Origin of the sequence: Rhodococcus sp. IEGM 1241 (assembly GCF_033142365.1) — a bacterium.
Taxonomy (GTDB): domain Bacteria; phylum Actinomycetota; class Actinomycetes; order Mycobacteriales; family Mycobacteriaceae; genus Rhodococcus_F; species Rhodococcus_F erythropolis.
In genome coordinates this window covers 1-19,222 of sequence record NZ_JAWLSE010000008.1, presented here as the reverse complement: position 1 = coordinate 19,222, position 19,222 = coordinate 1, and the positions used below count along the sequence as shown (strand labels likewise).

General features: G+C 63.6%; 21 protein-coding genes. 11 read left to right on the top strand and 10 right to left on the bottom strand.

Going from position 1 to position 19,222, the window contains the following annotated elements; all coding sequences use genetic code 11:
* The first annotated feature begins 471 nt into the window (after positions 1 to 471).
* From R4P70_RS27550 to R4P70_RS27525, 6 genes are all read left to right on the top strand, one after another.
* Positions 472 to 2,628: an MMPL family transporter gene (locus tag R4P70_RS27550; RefSeq protein ID WP_037131615.1), complete on the top strand. Its 2,157-nt coding sequence runs from the start codon at positions 472 to 474 to the stop codon at positions 2,626 to 2,628.
* A 26-nt stretch (positions 2,629 to 2,654) separates the two neighbouring features.
* Positions 2,655 to 2,906 (top strand): YgaP-like transmembrane domain, encoded by a 252-nt coding sequence (locus R4P70_RS27545; protein WP_003944652.1) that lies wholly within the window; start codon positions 2,655 to 2,657, stop codon positions 2,904 to 2,906.
* Positions 2,907 to 2,950: 44 nt separating this feature from the next.
* Positions 2,951 to 3,367 carry a DUF302 domain-containing protein gene (locus tag R4P70_RS27540; protein ID WP_011133463.1) on the top strand — a complete coding sequence of 139 codons (417 nt, stop codon included), beginning with the start codon at positions 2,951 to 2,953 and terminating at the stop codon, positions 3,365 to 3,367.
* Positions 3,367 to 4,140 carry a sulfite exporter TauE/SafE family protein gene (locus tag R4P70_RS27535; RefSeq protein ID WP_003944622.1) on the top strand — a complete coding sequence of 258 codons (774 nt, stop codon included), beginning with the start codon at positions 3,367 to 3,369 and terminating at the stop codon, positions 4,138 to 4,140. Before R4P70_RS27540 ends, R4P70_RS27535 begins: the two co-directional genes overlap by 1 nt.
* Before the next feature lie 78 nt (positions 4,141 to 4,218).
* Positions 4,219 to 4,488 carry a metal-sensitive transcriptional regulator gene (locus tag R4P70_RS27530; RefSeq protein ID WP_003944639.1) on the top strand — a complete coding sequence of 90 codons (270 nt, stop codon included), beginning with the start codon at positions 4,219 to 4,221 and terminating at the stop codon, positions 4,486 to 4,488.
* Between the two features lie 53 nt (positions 4,489 to 4,541).
* Positions 4,542 to 5,909, top strand: coding sequence for an MBL fold metallo-hydrolase (locus tag R4P70_RS27525; RefSeq protein WP_003944677.1), 1,368 nt, complete (start codon positions 4,542 to 4,544; stop codon positions 5,907 to 5,909).
* A 362-nt stretch (positions 5,910 to 6,271) separates the two neighbouring features.
* Here R4P70_RS27525 and R4P70_RS27520 read toward each other — a convergent pair whose 3' ends face one another.
* Genes R4P70_RS27520 through R4P70_RS27505 form a run of 4 tightly spaced genes read right to left on the bottom strand, consistent with a single transcriptional unit; the run spans position 6,272 to position 9,770 of the window.
* A complete protein-coding gene (locus R4P70_RS27520) occupies positions 6,272 to 6,874 on the bottom strand; it encodes a cadmium resistance transporter (protein WP_003944587.1) in 603 nt (200 codons plus the stop codon).
* Between the two features lie 49 nt (positions 6,875 to 6,923).
* Positions 6,924 to 7,448, bottom strand: coding sequence for a signal peptidase II (gene lspA, locus R4P70_RS27515; RefSeq protein WP_011133466.1), 525 nt, complete (start codon positions 7,446 to 7,448; stop codon positions 6,924 to 6,926).
* Positions 7,445 to 9,397 carry a heavy metal translocating P-type ATPase gene (locus R4P70_RS27510; protein ID WP_003944623.1) on the bottom strand — a complete coding sequence of 651 codons (1,953 nt, stop codon included), beginning with the start codon at positions 9,395 to 9,397 and terminating at the stop codon, positions 7,445 to 7,447. Before R4P70_RS27510 ends, lspA begins: the two co-directional genes overlap by 4 nt.
* Positions 9,390 to 9,770, bottom strand: coding sequence for an ArsR/SmtB family transcription factor (locus R4P70_RS27505; protein ID WP_003944657.1), 381 nt, complete (start codon positions 9,768 to 9,770; stop codon positions 9,390 to 9,392). Before R4P70_RS27505 ends, R4P70_RS27510 begins: the two co-directional genes overlap by 8 nt.
* Positions 9,771 to 10,109: 339 nt before the next feature.
* Between R4P70_RS27505 and R4P70_RS27500 the strand changes: the two genes are divergently transcribed.
* A complete protein-coding gene (locus R4P70_RS27500) occupies positions 10,110 to 10,532 on the top strand; it encodes a heavy metal-responsive transcriptional regulator (RefSeq protein WP_011331632.1) in 423 nt (140 codons plus the stop codon).
* Between the two features lie 360 nt (positions 10,533 to 10,892).
* Here R4P70_RS27500 and R4P70_RS27495 read toward each other — a convergent pair whose 3' ends face one another.
* The 6 genes from R4P70_RS27495 to pstS all read right to left on the bottom strand — a co-directional run bounded on the left by R4P70_RS27495 (position 10,893) and on the right by pstS (position 16,754).
* Positions 10,893 to 11,957, bottom strand: a complete 1,065-nt coding sequence (locus tag R4P70_RS27495) for a helicase associated domain-containing protein (protein WP_011331631.1) — start codon at positions 11,955 to 11,957, stop codon at positions 10,893 to 10,895.
* Positions 11,958 to 12,009: 52 nt separating this feature from the next.
* A complete protein-coding gene (locus tag R4P70_RS27490) occupies positions 12,010 to 12,759 on the bottom strand; it encodes a winged-helix domain-containing protein (protein WP_003944618.1) in 750 nt (249 codons plus the stop codon).
* Between the two features lie 91 nt (positions 12,760 to 12,850).
* Positions 12,851 to 13,627 carry a phosphate ABC transporter ATP-binding protein PstB gene (pstB, locus tag R4P70_RS27485; protein WP_003944636.1) on the bottom strand — a complete coding sequence of 259 codons (777 nt, stop codon included), beginning with the start codon at positions 13,625 to 13,627 and terminating at the stop codon, positions 12,851 to 12,853.
* Positions 13,628 to 13,648: 21 nt separating this feature from the next.
* Positions 13,649 to 14,551, bottom strand: coding sequence for a phosphate ABC transporter permease PstA (gene pstA / locus R4P70_RS27480; protein ID WP_003944617.1), 903 nt, complete (start codon positions 14,549 to 14,551; stop codon positions 13,649 to 13,651).
* The gene (gene pstC / locus R4P70_RS27475) at positions 14,548 to 15,528 is read right to left on the bottom strand and encodes a phosphate ABC transporter permease subunit PstC (protein WP_003944593.1); all 981 of its coding nucleotides are present in this window, start codon (positions 15,526 to 15,528) and stop codon (positions 14,548 to 14,550) included. The genes pstA and pstC overlap by 4 nt, the downstream gene beginning before the upstream one ends.
* A 98-nt stretch (positions 15,529 to 15,626) precedes the next feature.
* Complete coding sequence (pstS, locus tag R4P70_RS27470; protein ID WP_003944624.1) at positions 15,627 to 16,754, bottom strand: phosphate ABC transporter substrate-binding protein PstS; 1,128 nt, start codon at positions 16,752 to 16,754, stop codon at positions 15,627 to 15,629.
* Between the two features lie 231 nt (positions 16,755 to 16,985).
* On the opposite strand from pstS, the gene R4P70_RS27465 reads away from it, so the two are divergent.
* The 4 genes from R4P70_RS27465 to R4P70_RS27450 are packed head-to-tail and all read left to right on the top strand — an operon-like array spanning position 16,986 to position 19,117.
* Positions 16,986 to 17,678: a helix-turn-helix domain-containing protein gene (locus R4P70_RS27465; RefSeq protein ID WP_003944613.1), complete on the top strand. Its 693-nt coding sequence runs from the start codon at positions 16,986 to 16,988 to the stop codon at positions 17,676 to 17,678.
* The gene (locus R4P70_RS27460; protein ID WP_011331629.1) at positions 17,675 to 18,346 is read left to right on the top strand and encodes an arsenate reductase ArsC; all 672 of its coding nucleotides are present in this window, start codon (positions 17,675 to 17,677) and stop codon (positions 18,344 to 18,346) included. Before R4P70_RS27465 ends, R4P70_RS27460 begins: the two co-directional genes overlap by 4 nt.
* A 36-nt stretch (positions 18,347 to 18,382) precedes the next feature.
* A complete protein-coding gene (locus tag R4P70_RS27455) occupies positions 18,383 to 18,709 on the top strand; it encodes a DUF3349 domain-containing protein (protein ID WP_003944646.1) in 327 nt (108 codons plus the stop codon).
* 24 nt (positions 18,710 to 18,733) lie between these two features.
* Positions 18,734 to 19,117, top strand: a complete 384-nt coding sequence (locus tag R4P70_RS27450) for an ArsR/SmtB family transcription factor (RefSeq protein WP_037131620.1) — start codon at positions 18,734 to 18,736, stop codon at positions 19,115 to 19,117.
* The last annotated feature ends 105 nt before the right edge of the window (positions 19,118 to 19,222 follow it).

Here is a 19,222-nt window from a genome sequence, read left to right as displayed (position 1 = left end):
GATGCGCCGACGTGTGCGTCGGCTACCCAGAAAGCGGTACCTCGCCTGGGCACTCGACGACCCGGACGGCCCACCCCCTCGGGTGGGCGCCCGAGAGGAGCGAACGGCCTACCCGAGCGTATACCCCCAGGGGTACTTGCATACCCCCCTGGGTATATGCAACAGTGGGTAGACGCTCGTCAGAAAGGACTGTCTATGTGTTACCCCGTCCCGTGCCCGATATGCGACAAGATCGCGTGGGCAGGTTGCGATCGACATGTCGACGACGTCACGAAGGATGTTTCACGGCCTCGGCAGTGCACCTGCTCTGCTGAGACCGTTGGTCCTATCGATCGGCGCCAGCGCCTCGCGATCGCTGTTTCGCCGCCAATCCCGGTCGCGAGTGCAAGGGCCTAACCTTCCAATTGGGTCAGGTTTACCGAGGTCTAGCTCGCTCATTTGAATACCCCAGCCCGTATTTTAGGAGAAGTTATGTCTGTGCCCGACACCGTGACGGCCACCGGTCGTGACGATCGTGATCGCGTATCTACACCCGGCATACTCGGACGCCTGGGAAGCGCGATGGTCGCACGCCGCCGATGGGTGTTCGGTGTCTGGCTGATCGCGCTTGTCGCGCTCGGATCTGCAGCGCCGTCGGTTTTTTCGTCACTGGCGGGTGCTGGGTGGCAAGCCAACGGATCCGAATCGGTCCAGGTCCGTGAACTCGCGCAACAGCATTTCGGCGGGAACTCCTCGGCCGCGGTTCAGGTGGTGGTCCATTCGGACACCGCGTCGATCGACGATCCCACCGTGCAGCAGAGACTCATCGACGTCACAGCTGTGTTCGACGGTGACACCCGGTTCGGTGCCGTCATCGCCCCACAGCCTGGTATGACCATCAGCCCCGACGGCCACACCGGCATCCTCATCGCCGGCGCCAACGCAAACGCGGACGACATGGTCAAAGCCGTCGACGATGTCAAAGACGAGCTGACCGCACTCTCCGGCGACGGTATCGAGGTCTATCCCACCGGATCCTCCGCGTTGTGGTCCGACTTCAACAAAGCCAACCACGATGCGATGATTCAGGCTGAACTATTCTCTTGGCCAGTCACTTTGGCGATCATGGTGCTCGCATTCGGCTCCCTCGTCGCTGCCGGGCTGCCGCTGTTGCTCACAGTGGCCGGACTCGTCGCCTCCGCCGGCGGTTTGGTGCTGCTCAACGAGGTCACACCGATCTCGGTATGGGCGATGAATTTCGCGATGATGTTCGCCCTCGCTCTCGGCATCGACTACGCCTTGTTCATCGTCGCCCGCTTCCGCGACGCCCTCCGTACGGCCGATCCACGAGCAGCCGTTGCCGAAACCATGGACACCGCAGGCAAAGCGGTGCTCCTGTCCGGACTTACCGTCCTGGTCAGCCTCTCGGCAGTGCTGCTCGTTCCCGCACCGGCCGTGCGCACCATGGCCGTAGGCATCATGCTGGCCGTCACGTTCGTTCTGATCGCCACCATGACACTTCTTCCGGCCACGCTGGGCGCACTCGGCCCCAAGGTCAACGCAGCATCCCTGCCTTACGCGAAACGCCAACAGCACCGATCCCCGAAGTTCGCTGCGTGGGGCGAATTGCTTCACAAGTACCCATGGCCGTTCGCGCTGGTCTCCGTCGGCATCCTCGTCGCCCTGGCCTTACCTGTCCTGGGACTGAAGGTGGCAATGCCGTCCATCGCTGTCGTTCCCGACGATGCGCCCGTTCGGCAAGGTTACGAGTTGGTTCAGGCCCAGTTCGGTGACGGGGCACCCGGCGCGCTGCAGATAGTTGTCCCGTCTTCCGATGCGGCTGCTACCGCCGCGGCAGCGAGCAGCGTCGACGGGATCTCGATGGTCACCCCGCCCACACCATCAACAGACGATTCGAACTACACACTGCTGCAAGCGTTTCCTGCCGTGGACCCTTCCGCAGAGGCCATGGGCACGATCCTCGGTGACCTACGCGCACAACTACCGGAGTCCGCGCTCGTCGGCGGCGCGCCAGCGGAGAACCTCGACCTGCAGCAAGCCCTGAACGACTACCTACCGTTGGTTATCGGGATCATCCTCGCCCTCGGCTTCATCCTGCTGCTCGTCGCTCTGCAGGTACCACTGATCGCGATCCTCGGCACCGCCGTCAGTTTGCTGTCGACCGCCGCAGCGTTCGGGGTTGCGAAGCTGATCTTCCAAGACGGACACGGATCGTCGCTGCTCGGCTTCACCCCTCAAGGTTTCCTCGACGGCTGGGGGCCGGTGTTCTTCTTCGCGATGATCTTTGCCATCGCCATGGACTACACCGTGTTCCTGCTCGCCACCGCGAAAGAACACTACGAGAAGACCGGGGACCCGAAGGCTGCTCAGGTCGACGGCCTCGCGCACTCCGGACGCGTCATCTTCGCCGCTGCGGCGGTCATGGTCGCCGTGTTCTTCACCTTCGCGCTCTCCGATCCGCTCCCACCCAAGGAAATGGGCATCATCCTCGGCGTCGCGGTGTTGCTCGACGCCTTCCTGATCAGGCTGATCCTGCTCCCGGTCCTGCTCCGGCTGAGCGGTCACGCTGCATGGTGGGCACCGGGCTGGCTGCGCAGAATGTTGCCGTCGATCCGCTTCTCGCACTGACCATTACAACACCTCACGGAGGAATCATGACCGATCCGAACATCACGCATTCGAGCACGTCTGCCGGGTGGCCGATCGAACGTATCGTCCCCGCACTGGCCGCCGGCGTCACCGCGACGGGCCTGACCCTCGGCGAACTCCACGCACCACGGTGGAGGCTGCTCAGCGCCTTCGCCGCCGCGAACCTCGCCCTCTACGCCGCGGTCGGCTGGTGCCCGGCAAGTGCGCTTCTCACCAGAGCGGGCGTACCAAGTCTTCGCCACCCCCGAAGCGGATAGGCACACAATTGCCGCAGTTCGACGAACGGAAGGAATTCTCCACCATGACCATCGCACTCTCGACCACCTTGACCGACACCGACTTCGAGACGGCGGTCACCGCCACCAAAGCAGCACTGTCCGAGCAAGGCTTCGGTGTGCTGACCGAAATTGACATGCAGGCCACCCTGAAAGCCAAACTTGGCACAGACATGGAGAAGTATCTGATCCTAGGCGCGTGCAATCCCACGCTTGCACACCGCGCCGTAGGAATCGTGCGTGAGATCGGCCTGCTACTGCCCTGCAACGTCGTCGTCCGTGCCGACACCACCGCCGGATCGGTCATCGTCGAGGCGATGAACCCGGACCTCATGGTCCAAGTGACGGGCGAACCAGCACTGTCAGATGTCGCGGCCGAGGCCACCACCAAACTCCAAGCCGCCCTGGACACGCTCGGCAGTCGGGATGCAGTGCGCAGTTGATGACGTTGACCCTGGCGCTGGCGCTCGGCCTCACCGTCGGAATCCTGCTCGGTCTCCTCGGAGGCGGTGGATCGATCCTCGCTGTCCCGATCCTCGTGTACGCTCTCGGGTTCCCCCTGCCGGAGGCGATACCGACTTCGCTGTTGGTGATCGGTGTCGCCTCCGCGGTCGGGGTCATCTCCAAGGTGCGGGCGCGGCTCATCGAATGGCGACTCGCGGCAATCTTCGCCGCCACCGGAGTCCTCGGCACCCTGGCCGGCACTGCCCTTGGCAAGCATCTACCTGAAACTGCCGTGATGATCGGCTTTGCGATCGTCATGATCCTCGCGGGGGCACGCATGCTGCGCAGCCCCGACAATCCCGGAACCGCCTGCAGGACGAGCAATTCCGGGATCAACTGGCGCCGATGCGCACCTCGGTCCATACCGACCGGATTCGGCGTCGGTGTCCTTACCGGACTGTTCGGCGTCGGCGGGGGCTTCTTGATCATCCCCGCATTGGTTCTGCTGCTGGGAATCGAGATGAGTGTCGCCGTCGGAACCTCTTTGGTGGTCATCGTCGCCAACTCCGCCGCCGGACTCATCGCTCAGGCCGACGGCCTAGGTGGAAACTGGCCCTTGACGGCAGCGTTCGCAGGTTCAGCCATTGCGGGTTCGTTGGTGGCCGGACGATTCGGTACACGCATCGCCACGGACTCACTTCGGCAGTGGTTCGCCTACCTGGTGTTTGTCGTGGCAGGTTACGTCCTCATCGACACTCTCGTTCTCGGATGATCTACCGTGCACCCCGTTGGATGCCCCCGGGGGTAATCTGGCAATTTCTGGCATCATCATGCATCTGAAGGAGACCCCATGATCGGCGACGAAGACAGCATCGCATTGGTCCTCAACCGCCTCCGCCGCGCACACGGCCAACTCTCGGGAGTGATCGGCATGATCGAGAACGGACGCGATTGCAAAGACGTTGTCACCCAGCTCGCCGCTGTTTCCAGGGCCCTCGACAAAGCTGGCTTCAAGATCGTCGCTACCGGTCTCCGAGAGTGCATGACAGGCGAAGCGGCAGACAACAAAGAACCCATGACCGAAGCAGAACTGGAAAAGCTCTTCCTGGCGCTGGCCTGAACGCCCGCTTCACATCAGGAACGAGGCCGACCGACAACATGTAGGAGCTCCCCATGAGCACGACCGACCCGGACATCGCCATCATTGAAACTTCCAGCCTCGGCGACCGCAGCTATCTGATCAGCCACGACGGTATCGCCGTGGTGATCGATCCACAACGCGACATCGACCGCGTCCGGGCGCTGGCAGCAGAAAAGAACGCTGTCATCACCCACGTGCTGGAAACTCACATCCACAACGACTACGTCACTGGCGGCCTGGAACTTGCGCGCGCCACGGGTGCCGAATACGTCGTCCCGGACGGCGATCCGGTCGAATACGAGCGCCGAGCAGTCGTCGACGGCGATGTCGTCGACGCGGGATCGACGACGTTCGAGGTCATGCACACCCCAGGGCATACTCATCACCACGTCAGTTACGTTCTGCACCGGCGCGGCGAGCCGATCGCAATCTTCACCGGCGGCTCCATGCTCTACGGGTCCACCGGGCGCACTGACCTGCTCGGCTCCGAGCACACTGATGAACTGACCCACGCGCAGTACCATTCGGTCCGCCGTATCGCGGCCGAACTGGCCGCTGAGGTGGAGGTCTACCCCACACATGGGTTCGGTAGCTTCTGTGCCGCAACTCCGACCAGCGGGGACTCATCCACCATCGGTGAACAGCAGCAGTCCAACCCCGCACTGACTCAGGACGAACACACCTATGTCGACGAGCTGATCGCGGGCCTGTCTGCATATCCCGCGTACTACGCCCATATGGGCGTCATCAACACCAAAGGGCCGGCCCCGATCGACCTGTCCATGCCCGAGCCCGTCGATCCAGACGAACTACGTCGCCGCATCGACGCCGGGCAATGGGTCGTTGACCTACGAGCACGCACCGCTTTCGCCGCCGGCCACGTCGATGGCTCTCTCGGGTTCGAACTGTCGACCAGCTTCGTCACCTATCTCGGATGGCTTTATCAGTGGGGCGTGCCGTTGACGCTGATCGGTGAAACAACCGACCAGATCGCCGAGGCGACCCGCGAGCTGGCTCGGATCGGCATCGACAGTCCCTCCGGATCCGCCGTCGGTGAGATTCACTCGCTCGTCGGCGACGGAAAGGTCCGCTCCTACGATGTATCCGACTTCGCCGGACTCGCGGCGGCCACCGGCGAACGTGAGATAAGCGTCCTCGATGCGCGTCAACAGTCCGAGTACGCGGACAGCCACCTTCCTGGTGCCGTGAACATCCCCCTCCACGAGCTACCACACCGACTCGAGGAAGTTTCCGCGGCCGAAGTGTGGGTGCACTGCGCATCCGGTTACCGCGCATCGATCGCCGCTTCACTTCTCGACCGCGAACACCGCACAGTGGTCCTCATCGACGATGACTACGAGCATGCCGTGCAGCTCGGCCTCCACACATCGCCCGCCTGACGAATGCGCCGCCGCTGCGCAAGCCGCACGATGCGAGTGGTTCACGGGTCTGATCTCCCCGATTTCAGCAAACGGCCATCGGATAATTCCGACAGAGGGCAGGAAGCCCAACCCCTGCCCGTGCCGACGTCCGAGAAGGCGGCCACCGCTGGTCCAACGATCATTCGGGCGCCGTCCGAGTTTGTCGTTCTGCCAATTCGCACTGGATCTTCCGCTCGCCTTTGCTTCGGTGGCCGGACCGTTGTGACGCGCCATGCACGGTTCCGGCCGGGATGCGGTGCGCGGAGTCGCAGACATCCGCGTGCCCCGGCGACCGCGAGGAGCCGGGACGGATCAAGGTGCCACCGTGCCAGCAGTGTCGGTCATGCCGCGGCGGCGATCAGGCGGCCGATCACACCGGATTCGAGCAGGATGATGACGCCCAGCCCGATGAAGACTGTGGGCACGAGCCAGTGCTCGACGCGCTCGAGGGTGTCGATGACCTTCTTGTGGGTGCCGAGCATTCTGCCGGCGGCGCACCAGAGTCCGACACAGATCAGGAACACGGCGATGGTAACGATGGTCTGGGGCGCACCGAGAGTGCGGAAGACCGGGGTGTAGACGGCGATGTTGTCGGCGCCGTTGGCGATGGTGATGGCGGCGACGCTGATCGTCCCGGCCGCGACCACTACGGGTTCACCGTCTCCGTCGCTGCGTAAGCCCTGGATCAGTCCCCAGATTCCTAGCGACAGGGGAAGTAATCCGAGTAGTCCAACCCAGTCCTCGGGCACGATCACCAACCCGAGGGCGGCGACCACACTGATCGCGACGAGGGTGATCAGGCCGAGGTACTGGCCGGCAACGATCTGCCATGCCCGCGGCCGTCCTTGACTGGCGGAGGCGACGAACAGGACGGTCAGTACGACGATGTCGTCGATGTTGGTGCCGGCGAACATCGCTACCGCCGCGGCGATGGTGCCGATCATCCTCGCATCCGGCGGCTGCCGCGGCGCGGCCTGATCTCGGGTATTGCTGTCATTTCGAACTCTCCTGTGCGGGCGGGGGATCGGCCGGGTCGTGGGTGGACTCAAAGATCAGTGATGCGACGAGCAGCACGACGCCGCAGGTGATGTAGGTGTCGGCGAGGTTGAAGGTGGGCCACCAGCCGGTGTGGAAATAGTCGGTGACCTTTCCGTCGACGGCACGATCGATCACGTTGGCGGCAGCTCCGGCGAGGATCGCCGACCAACCCACCGTCCCCACCAGTGAAGCGGTGGGGACGGTGCGCCAGGCGTAAATTCCGACGCCGAGAGTGATGGCGGCGGTGACCGCGAGGATGATCCAGGCCGGAAGCTGTTGGCCGATGCTGAACGCGACACCGCTGTTGTACGCCAACTTCAGTTGCAGCAATCCCATATCGACGGTGCGTGCACCGGAAAGGGTACGGCGCGCAACGGGTTCGGCCGACAGTGCGATCGCGATGAGAGCGAGACCGACGACCACGAGAATCACCCGCCGCGTGCTACCTGTGCGGATTGATCGAGCCGCTAATTCGCTCACGTGCGGGCCTCGACCTTCCCCGCCGGTGCGGGTACCGATCCGGTGGGGAAGGCTTGCGCGCGGCCGGCCCGGACACCGTTGGCGATGACCACGATCTCAGCGACCTCGTGCACCAGGACCACGGCGGCCAGGCCGAGGACCCCGAACAAGGCCAACGGCATCAGGACGGTGATGATCGCCAGCGACAGTCCGACGTTCTGCAGCATGATGGTCCGGGAGCGGCGCGCGTGCGCCAACGCCTGCGGCAGGTGCCGCAGGTCTTCGCCCATCAGAGCAACATCGGCGGTCTCGATGGCCACGTCGGATCCCATCGCGCCCATGGCAATGCCCAAGTCGGCGGTGGCCAGGGCGGGGGCGTCGTTGACACCGTCCCCGACCATTGCCGTCGGGCGGCGCGCACGCAAGGTTTCCACGATCCGTGCCTTGTCCTCCGGGCGCAGGTCGGCGTGCACGTCGTCGATGCCGACGTCGGCGGCCAGCGCTTGGGCGGTGCGTTCGTTGTCGCCGGTGAGCATCGCGACGGTGTACCCGCCGCGTCGTAGCCCGGCAACCACCTCACGTGCTTCCGGTCGGAGCTCGTCACGGACGGCGACCGCCCCGATGACCGTTCCGGCGCGCTCGATCAGCACCGCAGTGGCGCCGGCATGCTGCATCCGCTCGATATCCCCTGCCAGCGGACCCGGGTCGATCCAGCCCGGTCGACCGAGGCGCACAGGTATGCCGTCGATGTAGCCGGTCAAGCCCGCCCCTGTGACCGCGTCCACGTCGTCGGCAGGCACATAGTCCTCGACGGCGGCGAGAATCGCGCGAGCGAGAGGGTGCTCGCTACGCGCTTCCAACGCTGCGGCCACCGCGAGAACGTCCCCGCGGTCGGCGCCGTTCGCGGTCGCGACGTCGATCACGGCGGGTTGGTTGCGGGTAAGGGTGCCGGTCTTGTCCAACGCGACGGTGCGGATCCGGCCGAGCGCTTCGAGGGCAGCGCCGCCCTTGACCAGGACGCCGAGCTTGGATGCTGCGCCGATTGCGGCGACAACGGTGACGGGGATCGCGATGGCCAGCGCGCACGGCGACGCGGCGACCAGTACCACCAGGGCTCGTTCGATCCACACCAGCGGATCACCGAGCATGCTACCGACCGCGGCGATAGCCGCGGCGACGATCATCACGCCCGGAACCAGCGGCTTGGCGATCTTGTCGGCGAGGCGTTGCGCCTCGCCCTTGCGGGACTGCTCGGCCTCGACGATCCGCACGATCTTGGCCAGCGAATTGTCCTGCGCATCTGCGGTGACCTCGACTTCGAGGACGCCGGTGCCGTTGATCGACCCGGCGAACACCTCGTCGCCGGGACCGGCTTCGACGGGCATCGACTCTCCGGTGATCGCGGAGGTATCCAGGGCGGTGCGCCCGCTGCGAATGATGCCGTCGGTGGCGATCCGTTCCCCGGGCTTGACGATCATGACCTCACCGAGCTCGAGCTCCGAGGGCGGGACGGTTTCCTCCCGGCCGCCGCGGAGCACTGTCGCGGTGTCCGGGACCAGGGACAGCAGGGCGCGCAGGCCACGGCGAGTGCGGGTGACGGCATACTCTTCGAGTCCCTCGCTGATCGCGAACAAGAATGCGAGCATGGCTGCTTCGCCGACCTCGCCGAGCAGTACCGCGCCGACGGCCGCGATCGTCATCAGGGTGCCGACGCCGATCTTGCCCTTGGCCAGGCGTGTGAGAGTGGACGGGACGAAGGTGTAGCCGGCAATGATCAGCGCGCCCGCTTCGAAGCCGATCCCGAGAGCATCAGGCCCGCCGGCCAGCCGGACTGTCAGGGCCGCGATCAGCAGCACGCCCGCTGCTGCGGCCGCCCGGATCTCGGTAACCTGCCACCACTTTTCGATCTCGTGTTCTTCCTCGCCCTCGGCGCGGGGTTCGTCGTGGCCGCAGCCGCACGCGTCACTCACGGCTATCTCCGGTGTCGGTGCCGTAATTCGGGCACAGGGCAACCGCGTTCCCTGTCGCGGCAAGCAGCGTCTCCGCCGAGGCGAGTAGGTCCATCAACTCCGGTCGGGCCAGCGAGTAGAACACCTGCCGACCTTCTGGTCTGCCGTCGACCAGACCGCAATCACGTAGGCATGCGACATGTGCGGACACCGTCGACTGGGCGAGGCCGAGTTCACCGATCAAATCCGCAACCCGCGCTTCTCCTTCGGCGAGACGGCGCACGATCGACAACCGGGTGCCATCCGAGAGACTGTGGAACAGTGCCACTGCCGCATCCAGACTGGACCCGCTGCCGGTTGCAGCGAGGCATCCCGACTCGTTATTCATCGTCATAAAACGATGATAGCAATGTAGGGCGATTCGAGGAAGGGTGATGCACCGGACTTGGAAGTGAATGCGGTACGCCAGCCGAACGGTGGCCGGCCGACGTACCTCACCAGGAACGGCGAAGTGACATCGGTAGATTCCGAGTTGCTCGCCACGGCATCACATGGGGGGACAGCAAGGACCCATCGCTCGACACAGCCAGTCGCACAACATCTCCAGTGGGTTCATTTCACACCTCCTTCTGAGCGTTCGCCGTCAGCGCGACGACGAGCGGTCCGAGTCACCTGCGGTTCCCGAACGTCATCCATAATGGACATTCCAGTGCGATGGAAGGTCAAGGATCTCGTGAAAATTGGTGAACTGGCCGCTCGGAGTGGCGTTGCCCCGAAGACGCTGCGTTTCTACGAGGACAGTGGGGTGATTCCCGTCCCGGTCCGAAAGTCCAACGGCTACCGGGATTTCGGTCCGGAATCTCTTTCGCGTTTGCGGTTCGTCCGCAGCGCCCAGTCTGCAGGTCTCACCTTGCGAGAGATCCGCCAGATCCTCACCACCCATGACCGCGGGGCGGCTCCTTGTGAGCAGGTCGTGGAGATGCTCTCGGAGCATCTCTCCCAGGTTCGTGGCAAGATCCGCGAACTTGCCACCCTCGAAACAAACCTTGTTGCGCTGCTGGGTCGAGCGGAAAGTGGGATTCCGCCGGAAACCGACGATGTCGGTGTGTGCTGGATCCTGGAATCTGAGCCTCAGGACGGTGTTGCTGAATCGTGAAATCGATTGCGGGTGCACCCCCCTGTTTCAGCAGGTTCGGCGCTCAGCAATGTGATGAGGTGAGCGAAGCGGTTGTAGCGGTGTTGCCGGTGTGTTGATCAGTCCGGTGCAGAAGTAGTGGTGTCGGGATCTGTCGGGAACATCGATTCGGCGGATTCTCCGGGTGCGGGAATTGACAGGCGCCGCCACTCGGGGGCCGAGGTCACCATTGAGCGTTTCCGGAACTTTCGTTCCCAGGGAGCCATGTGCACTTCGCCTTGCCTTGGAAAGCAGGAATCCTCTGCGAAACCTGCATCGCTGTGATCCAAGGTTGCTGGCGAGCATGAGTGGGGTTGTCTTGCGACGGTTCACTTGCCGGGTTTACTCGTGCTGTTTGTCGTCGATCCAGCGCCAACCTGGAAGTTGTTCGAGTCGTGCGGAGCGGGCGTCGGACAGAATTCCTCGGTGGTGGTGTTTTCGTTGGGTGCTGACCCATTCGCCGAGGGGATAAGTTCCGGTGACCGCGCTCTTGGATGGTCGAGCATGACCGGAGTTCGCGACGAACTGAGTCAATACGGAAAACCCTCTCTCCCATTGTGTTTGGAAAGGATCCCAGTCCCAGCCGGGCAGCGCTTCGAGGGCGGCGATTTTCTCGATCGCCAGGGTGCCGGTTTTGTAGTCGCGGCGCCGGTGGTGGACCCACTGTCCGAGGGAGAACCCGTCGAGGATCTCTGATTGTCGGGGGGAGGCTGTTCCGTGGATGGCGGTGTAGGCCTTAAGGGCCGAGATCCCCTGTATCCACGCGTCGCTCTCGCGGCCCCATCGCCACCCTGGGAGCTTGTTCAGTTCGGCGATACGATCCGGGGGCAGGGTGCCGGCGCGATGCTCTTCTCGGCAGCGGAACACCCATTTGCCCACGTCGAAGCTGTTGGCGCGCGCTGAGCGAGGGACATCGGCACCATCGTGCTCTCGGAGGTACATCTCGAGTGCAGAGCGCCCGGTTTCCCAACGAACGGTGTCGTTGTCCCACATCCAGGCGGGTAGGGCTTCGAGCATGAGAATCTGGGTGTCGGTGAGCTCGCCATTCTGGTGGGCTGTGCGCTGGGCGTTCGCCCATGCGACCAGATCGATACCATCGATCACGAGAGTCGACGACAGGTCCGTGTCGGGGCGCGCGGCGAGCTCGTCCGATAATGCGGACAGTGCTGCTCGCCAACTTTTGCGTCGCGGTTTCCCCCAGGTCCAGCCGGGTAGGTTTTCGAGGAGGTCGGCTTCACCGGCGGAGAGTGTGCCGTCCCAGTATGCGATCCGTCGACGTGCCACCCAGCCGCCGAGATCGATTCCGAACGCATGGACTCGACCTGCCGGGCCGGCATGACCTTTGAGTTCGACGAACTTCGTCAGTGCTCGGAATCCTGATTCCCAGTCGTCGGTGGGTGCGCCCATCACACGACCTGGGAGTTCTTCCGGGTTCTGCTACCGCAGGGAGCTGATGGGTTCATGCACACAAGGAAGGAGCGAGGCGGTAGCCGGCGCCGCGGATGGTGCGAATGAACTGTCCGTGCTGGGTGTCCGAGCCGAGTTTTTCACGTAGCCGCTTCACGTGCACCGCGACGGTGTTCGTTTCGGCGCTGTGACCCCAGACTGCGAGGCTGATCTCGCTTTGGCTGGCGACGTGGCCGCGGCGTTTGATCAAGTAGACGAGCAGTTCGAACTCCCGCTGCGTCAACTGCACTTCGCGGTTTCCGACGCGGGTCTCGTAGCCACTGGGGTTGACCCGGATCGGTCCGGCGGTGACGACACTGTCTTCGGCGAGGGAGAGCGCGGTGATGCCGGCGAACGGAGCAATGGTGGTGATGTCGTACGGGCGGGCAACGACCGCCGACGCGCCCGCGGCGAGGACTTCGCGCACGATGCGCTCGTCGCCCGACTTGGCTGCACCGACCAGGATCGGAACATCGGACCGGCTTCGAATCGTGGCCACCACTCGGGCGGCGTCGACGTTGTCGGTGTGAGCAGCCAAGATCAGGACGGTCGGCACCTCTGCACCCACCGCCAGTAGAGTCTCGGCACCGTCACGGCACCAGTCGGTGCGAATCCCCATGTGGTCGGCGGCCGCCATGAACTGCGCAGCGGTGGCTGGGTCCGGCTCCGCCAGAAGCAGACGCGTATGCGAATCGGCCAAGGAGTAGCCGTAATGCGCTCCCGCAGCGACCTCCCGGTCCGGCTGACGCAATTCGATAGTCAACTGTCGACCCCCTATTTCAGAACGTACCCATTGTCTCACCTGAAGTAGCCGGTGAGGAGGAGGTCGACTGCCCGCACAGCCACAGTGTCGCTCAGCCGAAGCGACCGGAGATGTAGTCCTCGGTGGCTTTTTGTGTCGGGTTCGAGAAGATCTTCTCGGTGTCGTCGATCTCGACGAGTCGACCGGGCTTGCCGGTTGCCTCGAGGTTGAAGAAAGCCGTCTGGTCACTCACACGCGCAGCCTGCTGCATGTTGTGCGTGACGATGACGATGGTGAAGTCCTTCTTCAGCTCGGTCATCAGGTCCTCGATCGCGAGAGTCGAGATCGGGTCGAGCGCGGAGCACGGCTCGTCCATGAGCAGGACGTCGGGCGAGACGGCGATGGCACGCGCGATGCACAGACGCTGCTGCTGACCGCCTGAGAGGCCACCACCGGGCTTGTCGAGGCGATCCTTGACCTCGTTCCACAGGTTGGCGCCGCGCAGCGAACGCTCGGCCACCTCGTCGAGCTTTTTCCTGTTGCGTTCACCGCTCAGTTTCAGGCCGGCGACGACGTTGTCCTTGATGGACATGGTCGGGAAGGGGTTGGGTCGCTGGAAGACCATGCCGATGGTCTTGCGAACGCCTACCGAATCGACGCTGGAATCGTAGATGTCCTCGCCGTCGAGCAGGACCGAACCCTCGACGCGCGCACCGGGAATTACTTCGTGCATGCGGTTGAGAGTGCGCAGGACCGTCGACTTTCCGCAGCCGGACGGACCGATGAACGCGGTCACGCTCCGGGGCGGGACGGACAGGCCCACATCGGCGACAGCGTGAAACTTGCCGTAGTAGATGTTGAGATCTTTGATGTCGAGGCGCTTGGCCATGTCTGGTGTTCCTGTCCGTTTCTAGCGCTTGTTGGTGAGGAAGCGGGTCGCGAGCGCCGCAAGAAGGTTGAGGAGTGCCATGACGATGATCAGCGTCAGGGCTGCGCCCCACACTCGGAGCTGGCCTGCAGGCTGCGGGTTGATCAGCTCGGTGTAGATCAGCAGCGGGAGCGAGGCCATGTTGCCTTCGAAGACGTCGAAATTGATCGAGCGGGAGTAGCCGACGAGCACGAGGACCGGAGCTGTTTCACCCATGACTCGGGCGATGGAGAGCAAGACTCCGCTGATGATGCCCGGCATCGCGGTCGGGATGACGATGCGCATGATCGTCTTCCACTTCGGGACGCCCAGTGCGTAGGAGGCTTCCCGAAGCTCGTCCGGGACGAGCTTGAGCATTTCCTCGGTGTTGCGTACGACGACCGGCAGCATCAGCAGCACCAGCGCCAGCGAGACGGCAAAAGCGCTCTGTTCGAATCCGAGGGTGGCGATCCACAGGCTGAAAACGAACAACGCCGCAACGATCGAGGGCACACCTGCGAGAACGTCGACCATGAAGGTCACTGTGCGAGCGAAGGCTCCGCGCCCGTATTCGACCAGGTAGATCGCGGCCATGATGCCGAGCGGGACGGAGATGAGCGCTGCGATCGCTGCTTGGATCAAGGTGCCGTACAGCGCGTGGTAGATGCCGCCGGCGAACTGTTCCGGAAGCACACCCTGCAGAGAATTCGTCCACCAACCGGAGGAGGTGATGGCGCGCCATCCCTTTTCGATGACGGTGAACAGCACCCACACCAGAGGAATCAGCGCGATACCGAAGGCAGCGTAGAACAGTACGGTGGCGATACCGTTCTTGGCTTTGCGGCTGGTGCTGATGCTTTGGAACGTCGGCGCCTTGGCCGGCGCATCGAGGAGATCGGCGCTCATCCGTTGACCTTGCCTTTCGCGACCATGCGAGCGAGTGCGTTGACGACGAAGGTCAATGCGAAGAGGACGAAACCAGCGGCGATGTACGCGCCGGTCGGAAGGGGAGCACTGAACTCTGCCGCTGCAGAGGCGATCTTCGAGGCGAAGGTGTAACCGCCGTCGAAGAGCGACCAGGTCGAGGCATTGGCAGCCGAACGCAAGATGATCAGCACGGCCACGGTTTCACCGAGAGCGCGACCCAGACCGAGCATCGACGCGGCGATGATGCCGCTGCGCCCGAAAGGCAGCACGGTCATACGCACGACTTCCCATTTGGTGGCGCCGAGGGCCTGTGCCGCTTCGATCTGCGAGCGCGGTGTCTGGCGGAAGACCTCACGGGTGACGGAGGTGATGATCGGCAAGATCATCACCGCGAGAACAATTCCTGCGGTGAAGATGGTTCCGCCGCCGGTCAAGGAGACGTTGCCTTCGCTGAAGAGGAAGAACCAGCCGAGGTTGTCGTTGAGGAACTCCGCGACCGGGCTGAGCTTGGGGGCGAGGATGAAAATTCCCCAGAGACCGAACACGATCGAGGGCACTGCGGCGAGGAGATCGACGATCGAGCCGAAAGCGTGGGAGAGACGCGCTGGCGCGTACTGCGTCAAGAACACAGCGATACCCAGTGCGATCGGCACCGCAATCGCCAGAGCGAACACCGAACTGAGCACGGTGACCGTCAGTAGGTCACGGATACCGAAACGCAGATTCGATGCATCGCTGGTGACGAATTCGGTGCTGGTGAAGAAGTTCGCGTTGTTCGCCTGCAGCGACGGGATGGCGCGAATGAGCAGGAAGATGGCGATCAGGCCGATGGAGACGACGATCGTGGCACCGGCACCGGTGGCCAGCCACCGGAAGAACTTGTCACCGAACTGGTGTTTTCCGGTCGAAAGAGACGAGGGAATGGTCGGGGAAGTCTTGCCGCTGTGATCAGGCATGCCGGGTATCTTTCCGCCCGCCCCCGGAGCCGCCGCAGTGGGCGTCTCCGGGGAGCGGGTTACGTCGTCGGGGTGCAGAGCCATCGCTGATCAGGCAATCAGGAGATCGCGTTGACTGCGGTGGTCAGCTTCTGCTGGAACGCGCTCGGGAGCGGGATGTACCCGTTTTCCTCGAGACCGTTCTGGCCGGCGCCGATCGTGGACTGCAGGAACGCGCGGACAGCGGTGCCGACCTCGGCGTCGGGGTACTTCGAGCACACGATCTCGTAGGTAGCCAGCACGATCGGGTACGCGCCGGTCTCGGCGGGCTTGTAGAAGGTGGACGTGTCGAGCACGAGGTCGTTGCCCTCACCCTTGATGGTGGCGCCGGCGATGGTCTTGCCGACGGTCTCGGTGGTGATCTCGACCGGTTCGGGACCGGCGGAGGTCACGATCTTGGCGGTCTGCAGGTCCTGAGCCTTGGCGAAGGACCACTCGTTGTAGGTGATCGCGCCTTCGGTGCTCTTGATGGCGGCGGAGGTGCCCTCGTTGCCCTTGGCGCCCTCACCGACGCCACCGACGAACGACTTACCCGCGCCCTTGCCCCAGGCGCCGTCCGAGGCTGCGTCGAGGTACTTCTGGAAGTTGTCGGTGGTGCCCGACTCGTCGTTGCGGTAGATCACGTTGATCTTCTCCGACGGCAGCGAAGCGCCCTCGTTGAGAGCCTTGATCGCCGGATCGTCCCAGGTGGTGATCGCACCGTTGAAGATCTTGGCAGCGGTGGGGCCGTCGAGGACGAGATCGTCGACACCCTTGACGTTGTAGGTCACCGCGAGCGGACCGAACACGACGGGAAGGTTCCAGGCGTCGCTGGCGCAGCGTTCCTTCGCACGGTCGTACTCGCCCTTGTCCTTGCTGAGCGGCGAATCGGAACCACCGATGTCGGTCTGGTTTCCGATGAACTCACTCACACCGGCGCCGGAGCCGTTGGACGTGTAGTTGAGAGTCTGCCCGCTGCACGCCTGCTCGAACGCATTCACGAAACGCGTCATGGCGTTGGCCTGGGCGGTAGAACCACTGCCCTTGAGTGCCGACTTGCCGCCGCACTCGACATTCGAGGTCGAGCCCGCGCCCGTAGATCCGGTCGAACCCGTCGCGCCGGTGTTGTTGTCGCTGCCGCACGCTGAAAGCAGGAGGGTGCTGGCCGCCAGCACACTGAGGGCGGCGCCAGATCGCTTGAGCTTCACGTAGTTCCTTCGAAGTATCGGGGTTGCTCGCGCGGCGCGCGGCCACCGAGATCGAGTGACACTGAGCAGCGCTGATTGCCGCTCGGGTGATGAACCTAGAGGCCGGGGATGAACGGATATCGCTGCGAAAATGAACGGAACATGAATCCATGGGCGAAAGTTGAATGAACAGCCCGGCTACCGGCAGGTATTGCTTGACAATCCCAAATTAACTCAGTGAGTATTGACTCAATGACTATTGAGCAAAAGTTCTCGCTCGAACAACGCGCCGCTCTCTATGGCGCCCTGGCCGATCCGGCACGGTTGTCGATCGTCGACATGCTCGTCCTCGGCGACGCATCGCCCTCGGAACTGCAACGCCGACTCTCCATCTCCTCGAACCTGCTCGCCCACCACCTCGGGGTCCTCGAACGCGCTGGTCTCGTGCACCGATCGAGATCCGAAGGTGACAAGCGCCGTACCTACCTACGACTCCAGCCCACCGCGCTGGAGGTGCTCGTTCCTACCTCGTCGCCCTTGACCGCGACGCGGATCGTGTTCGTGTGCACCCACAATTCCGCGCGCTCGCAACTGGCCGCGGCGTTGTGGAACAAGCAATCCCACATCCCGGCAGCATCGGCCGGCACCCACCCCGCTCCCCGAATTCACAGCGGCGCCCTCGCCGCCGCCCGCCGCCACGACCTACCTCTCGACGCCACGCGCCCGGCCGATGTCGCCGATGTCCTCGCACCCGGGGACATGGTCATCGCCGTGTGCGACAACGCCCACGAAGAAATGCGCGAAAACCCGAACTCTCTTCACTGGTCGATTCCGGACCCTGCCCGCACCGGCAGTGCCGCAGCGTTCGACCGAGCCTTCGACGACATCGACCACCGAGTCGCTCGACTCGCCCCCCATTGCCTCCCGAACGGAGAACTCTCATGACCGACAACCTCAGCACCACAACACATCACCGCGACGACCTGACCATCGATCAACGGTTAGCCCTCAAAAGCGCCGCCGCACACCTGGCCACGGAATTCACCGACGTCTTCAACACCGAAACCATCGAGCGGTTCCTGCATTCGTCCTACGACCAGTTCGCCGGCCGCGCCTCCGTCGTCAACTACCTCCCTCTCCTGGCCGAACGCTTCGCCCGGCAGCGACTACGCGCCCTGGCCAAGGTCGAAGGACTCTCCAACGACGGCAAACCCACCGTGTTGTTCTTGTGCACGCACAACGCCGGACGCTCCCAGATGGCCATGGGATTCTTCGAAAAACTCGCCGGGGAACGTGCCGTCGCATGGTCCGGCGGATCCGAACCCGGCACCAGCGTCAACGAAGCAGCCATCGAAGCAATGGCCGAACGTGGCATCGACATCAGCGGTGAATACCCCAAGCCATGGACTGACGAAGTGGTCCGCGCAGCCGACGTCGTCATCACGATGGGCTGCGGAGATGCATGCCCGATCTTCCCCGGACGCCGCTACGAAGAATGGGTCCTTCCCGACCCCGCAGGTCTCGGAGTCGACGCGATCCGCCCGATCCGTGACGAGATCGAACGGCGAGTACTCACATTGCTCGACGAGATCGACATCGCCGCCCAGCACTGATGCTCGTCGATGAATTCCTTGCGAAGAAGGTCTCTCATGTTCATTCCGGCAGTGGTCACCGCTTTTGTGCACTGGCTTCGCAGCGGCTACCCGCAGGACGCACCGAGATACGGTCACAGCCCGCTACTGGCTCTGATGGATCAACGGCTCTCACCTGCGCAGATCAGTGAGATCGTGATCGCGCTCGACGGGGAGCCGGCCACCGAGGCCATCGACATCCAAGTGGCCATCACGGCTGTCGCACGGCGGATGCCCTCACCCGCCGATCTGAGTGCCGTATGCGCGGCCATCGAGAAATCCGCGTCCAGGGAAGGGGCCTTCCCGTGCTGCAGAACCAGAGGCGTGCCCCATGTTGCGAACTGATTTGATCGATGTCAATATTGATGTATGTCGAATCAAGATGTGGCGGAGACCGGCGCCTGTTGTTCGCCACTCAACCGTGAACCGTTGACCGAAGACTGGGCTGGTGATCTGGCCCGGATGTTCAAAGCGCTCGGCGATCCCGTCCGGCTGCGACTGCTGAGCCTGGTGGCCAGCCACGAGGGCGGTGAAGCCTGCGTCTGCGACATCTCCGACACCTTCGACTTGTCCCAGCCGACGATTTCGCATCACCTCAAGGTGTTGCGCCAGGCCGGACTCCTCGACTGCGAACGTCGCGGGACCTGGGTGTACTACTGGGTGATACCCGCAGCCCTGCAACAACTTTCCGCCGTTCTGCTCGTGGAAGCATCATCCACTGCCGCCGACGTCCCACAGGAGACCGCCGTATGAGCGCCCCGTCCAGTACCGAACACCCCGAAGTCGTCGGAAAACTCTCCACCCTCGACCGCTATCTGGCGGTCTGGATCGGCGTGGCCATGGTCGTCGGCCTGCTGG

Excerpts from the sequence above, each read along its gene's own strand:
- R4P70_RS27550 (WP_037131615.1), top strand. The coding sequence starts at position 472 with ATGTCTGTGCCCGACACCGTGACGGCCACCGGTCGTGACGATCGTGAT.
- R4P70_RS27545 (WP_003944652.1), top strand. The coding sequence starts at position 2,655 with ATGACCGATCCGAACATCACGCATTCGAGCACGTCTGCCGGGTGGCCG.
- R4P70_RS27540 (WP_011133463.1), top strand. The coding sequence starts at position 2,951 with ATGACCATCGCACTCTCGACCACCTTGACCGACACCGACTTCGAGACG.
- R4P70_RS27535 (WP_003944622.1), top strand. The coding sequence starts at position 3,367 with ATGACGTTGACCCTGGCGCTGGCGCTCGGCCTCACCGTCGGAATCCTG.
- R4P70_RS27530 (WP_003944639.1), top strand. The coding sequence starts at position 4,219 with ATGATCGGCGACGAAGACAGCATCGCATTGGTCCTCAACCGCCTCCGC.
- R4P70_RS27525 (WP_003944677.1), top strand. The coding sequence starts at position 4,542 with ATGAGCACGACCGACCCGGACATCGCCATCATTGAAACTTCCAGCCTC.
- R4P70_RS27520 (WP_003944587.1), bottom strand. The coding sequence starts at position 6,874 with ATGATCGGCACCATCGCCGCGGCGGTAGCGATGTTCGCCGGCACCAAC.
- R4P70_RS27505 (WP_003944657.1), bottom strand. The coding sequence starts at position 9,770 with ATGACGATGAATAACGAGTCGGGATGCCTCGCTGCAACCGGCAGCGGG.
- R4P70_RS27495 (WP_011331631.1), bottom strand. The coding sequence starts at position 11,957 with ATGGGCGCACCCACCGACGACTGGGAATCAGGATTCCGAGCACTGACG.
- pstB (WP_003944636.1), bottom strand. The coding sequence starts at position 13,627 with ATGGCCAAGCGCCTCGACATCAAAGATCTCAACATCTACTACGGCAAG.
- pstA (WP_003944617.1), bottom strand. The coding sequence starts at position 14,551 with ATGAGCGCCGATCTCCTCGATGCGCCGGCCAAGGCGCCGACGTTCCAA.
- pstC (WP_003944593.1), bottom strand. The coding sequence starts at position 15,528 with ATGCCTGATCACAGCGGCAAGACTTCCCCGACCATTCCCTCGTCTCTT.
- R4P70_RS27465 (WP_003944613.1), top strand. The coding sequence starts at position 16,986 with ATGACTATTGAGCAAAAGTTCTCGCTCGAACAACGCGCCGCTCTCTAT.
- R4P70_RS27460 (WP_011331629.1), top strand. The coding sequence starts at position 17,675 with ATGACCGACAACCTCAGCACCACAACACATCACCGCGACGACCTGACC.
- R4P70_RS27455 (WP_003944646.1), top strand. The coding sequence starts at position 18,383 with ATGTTCATTCCGGCAGTGGTCACCGCTTTTGTGCACTGGCTTCGCAGC.
- R4P70_RS27450 (WP_037131620.1), top strand. The coding sequence starts at position 18,734 with ATGTCGAATCAAGATGTGGCGGAGACCGGCGCCTGTTGTTCGCCACTC.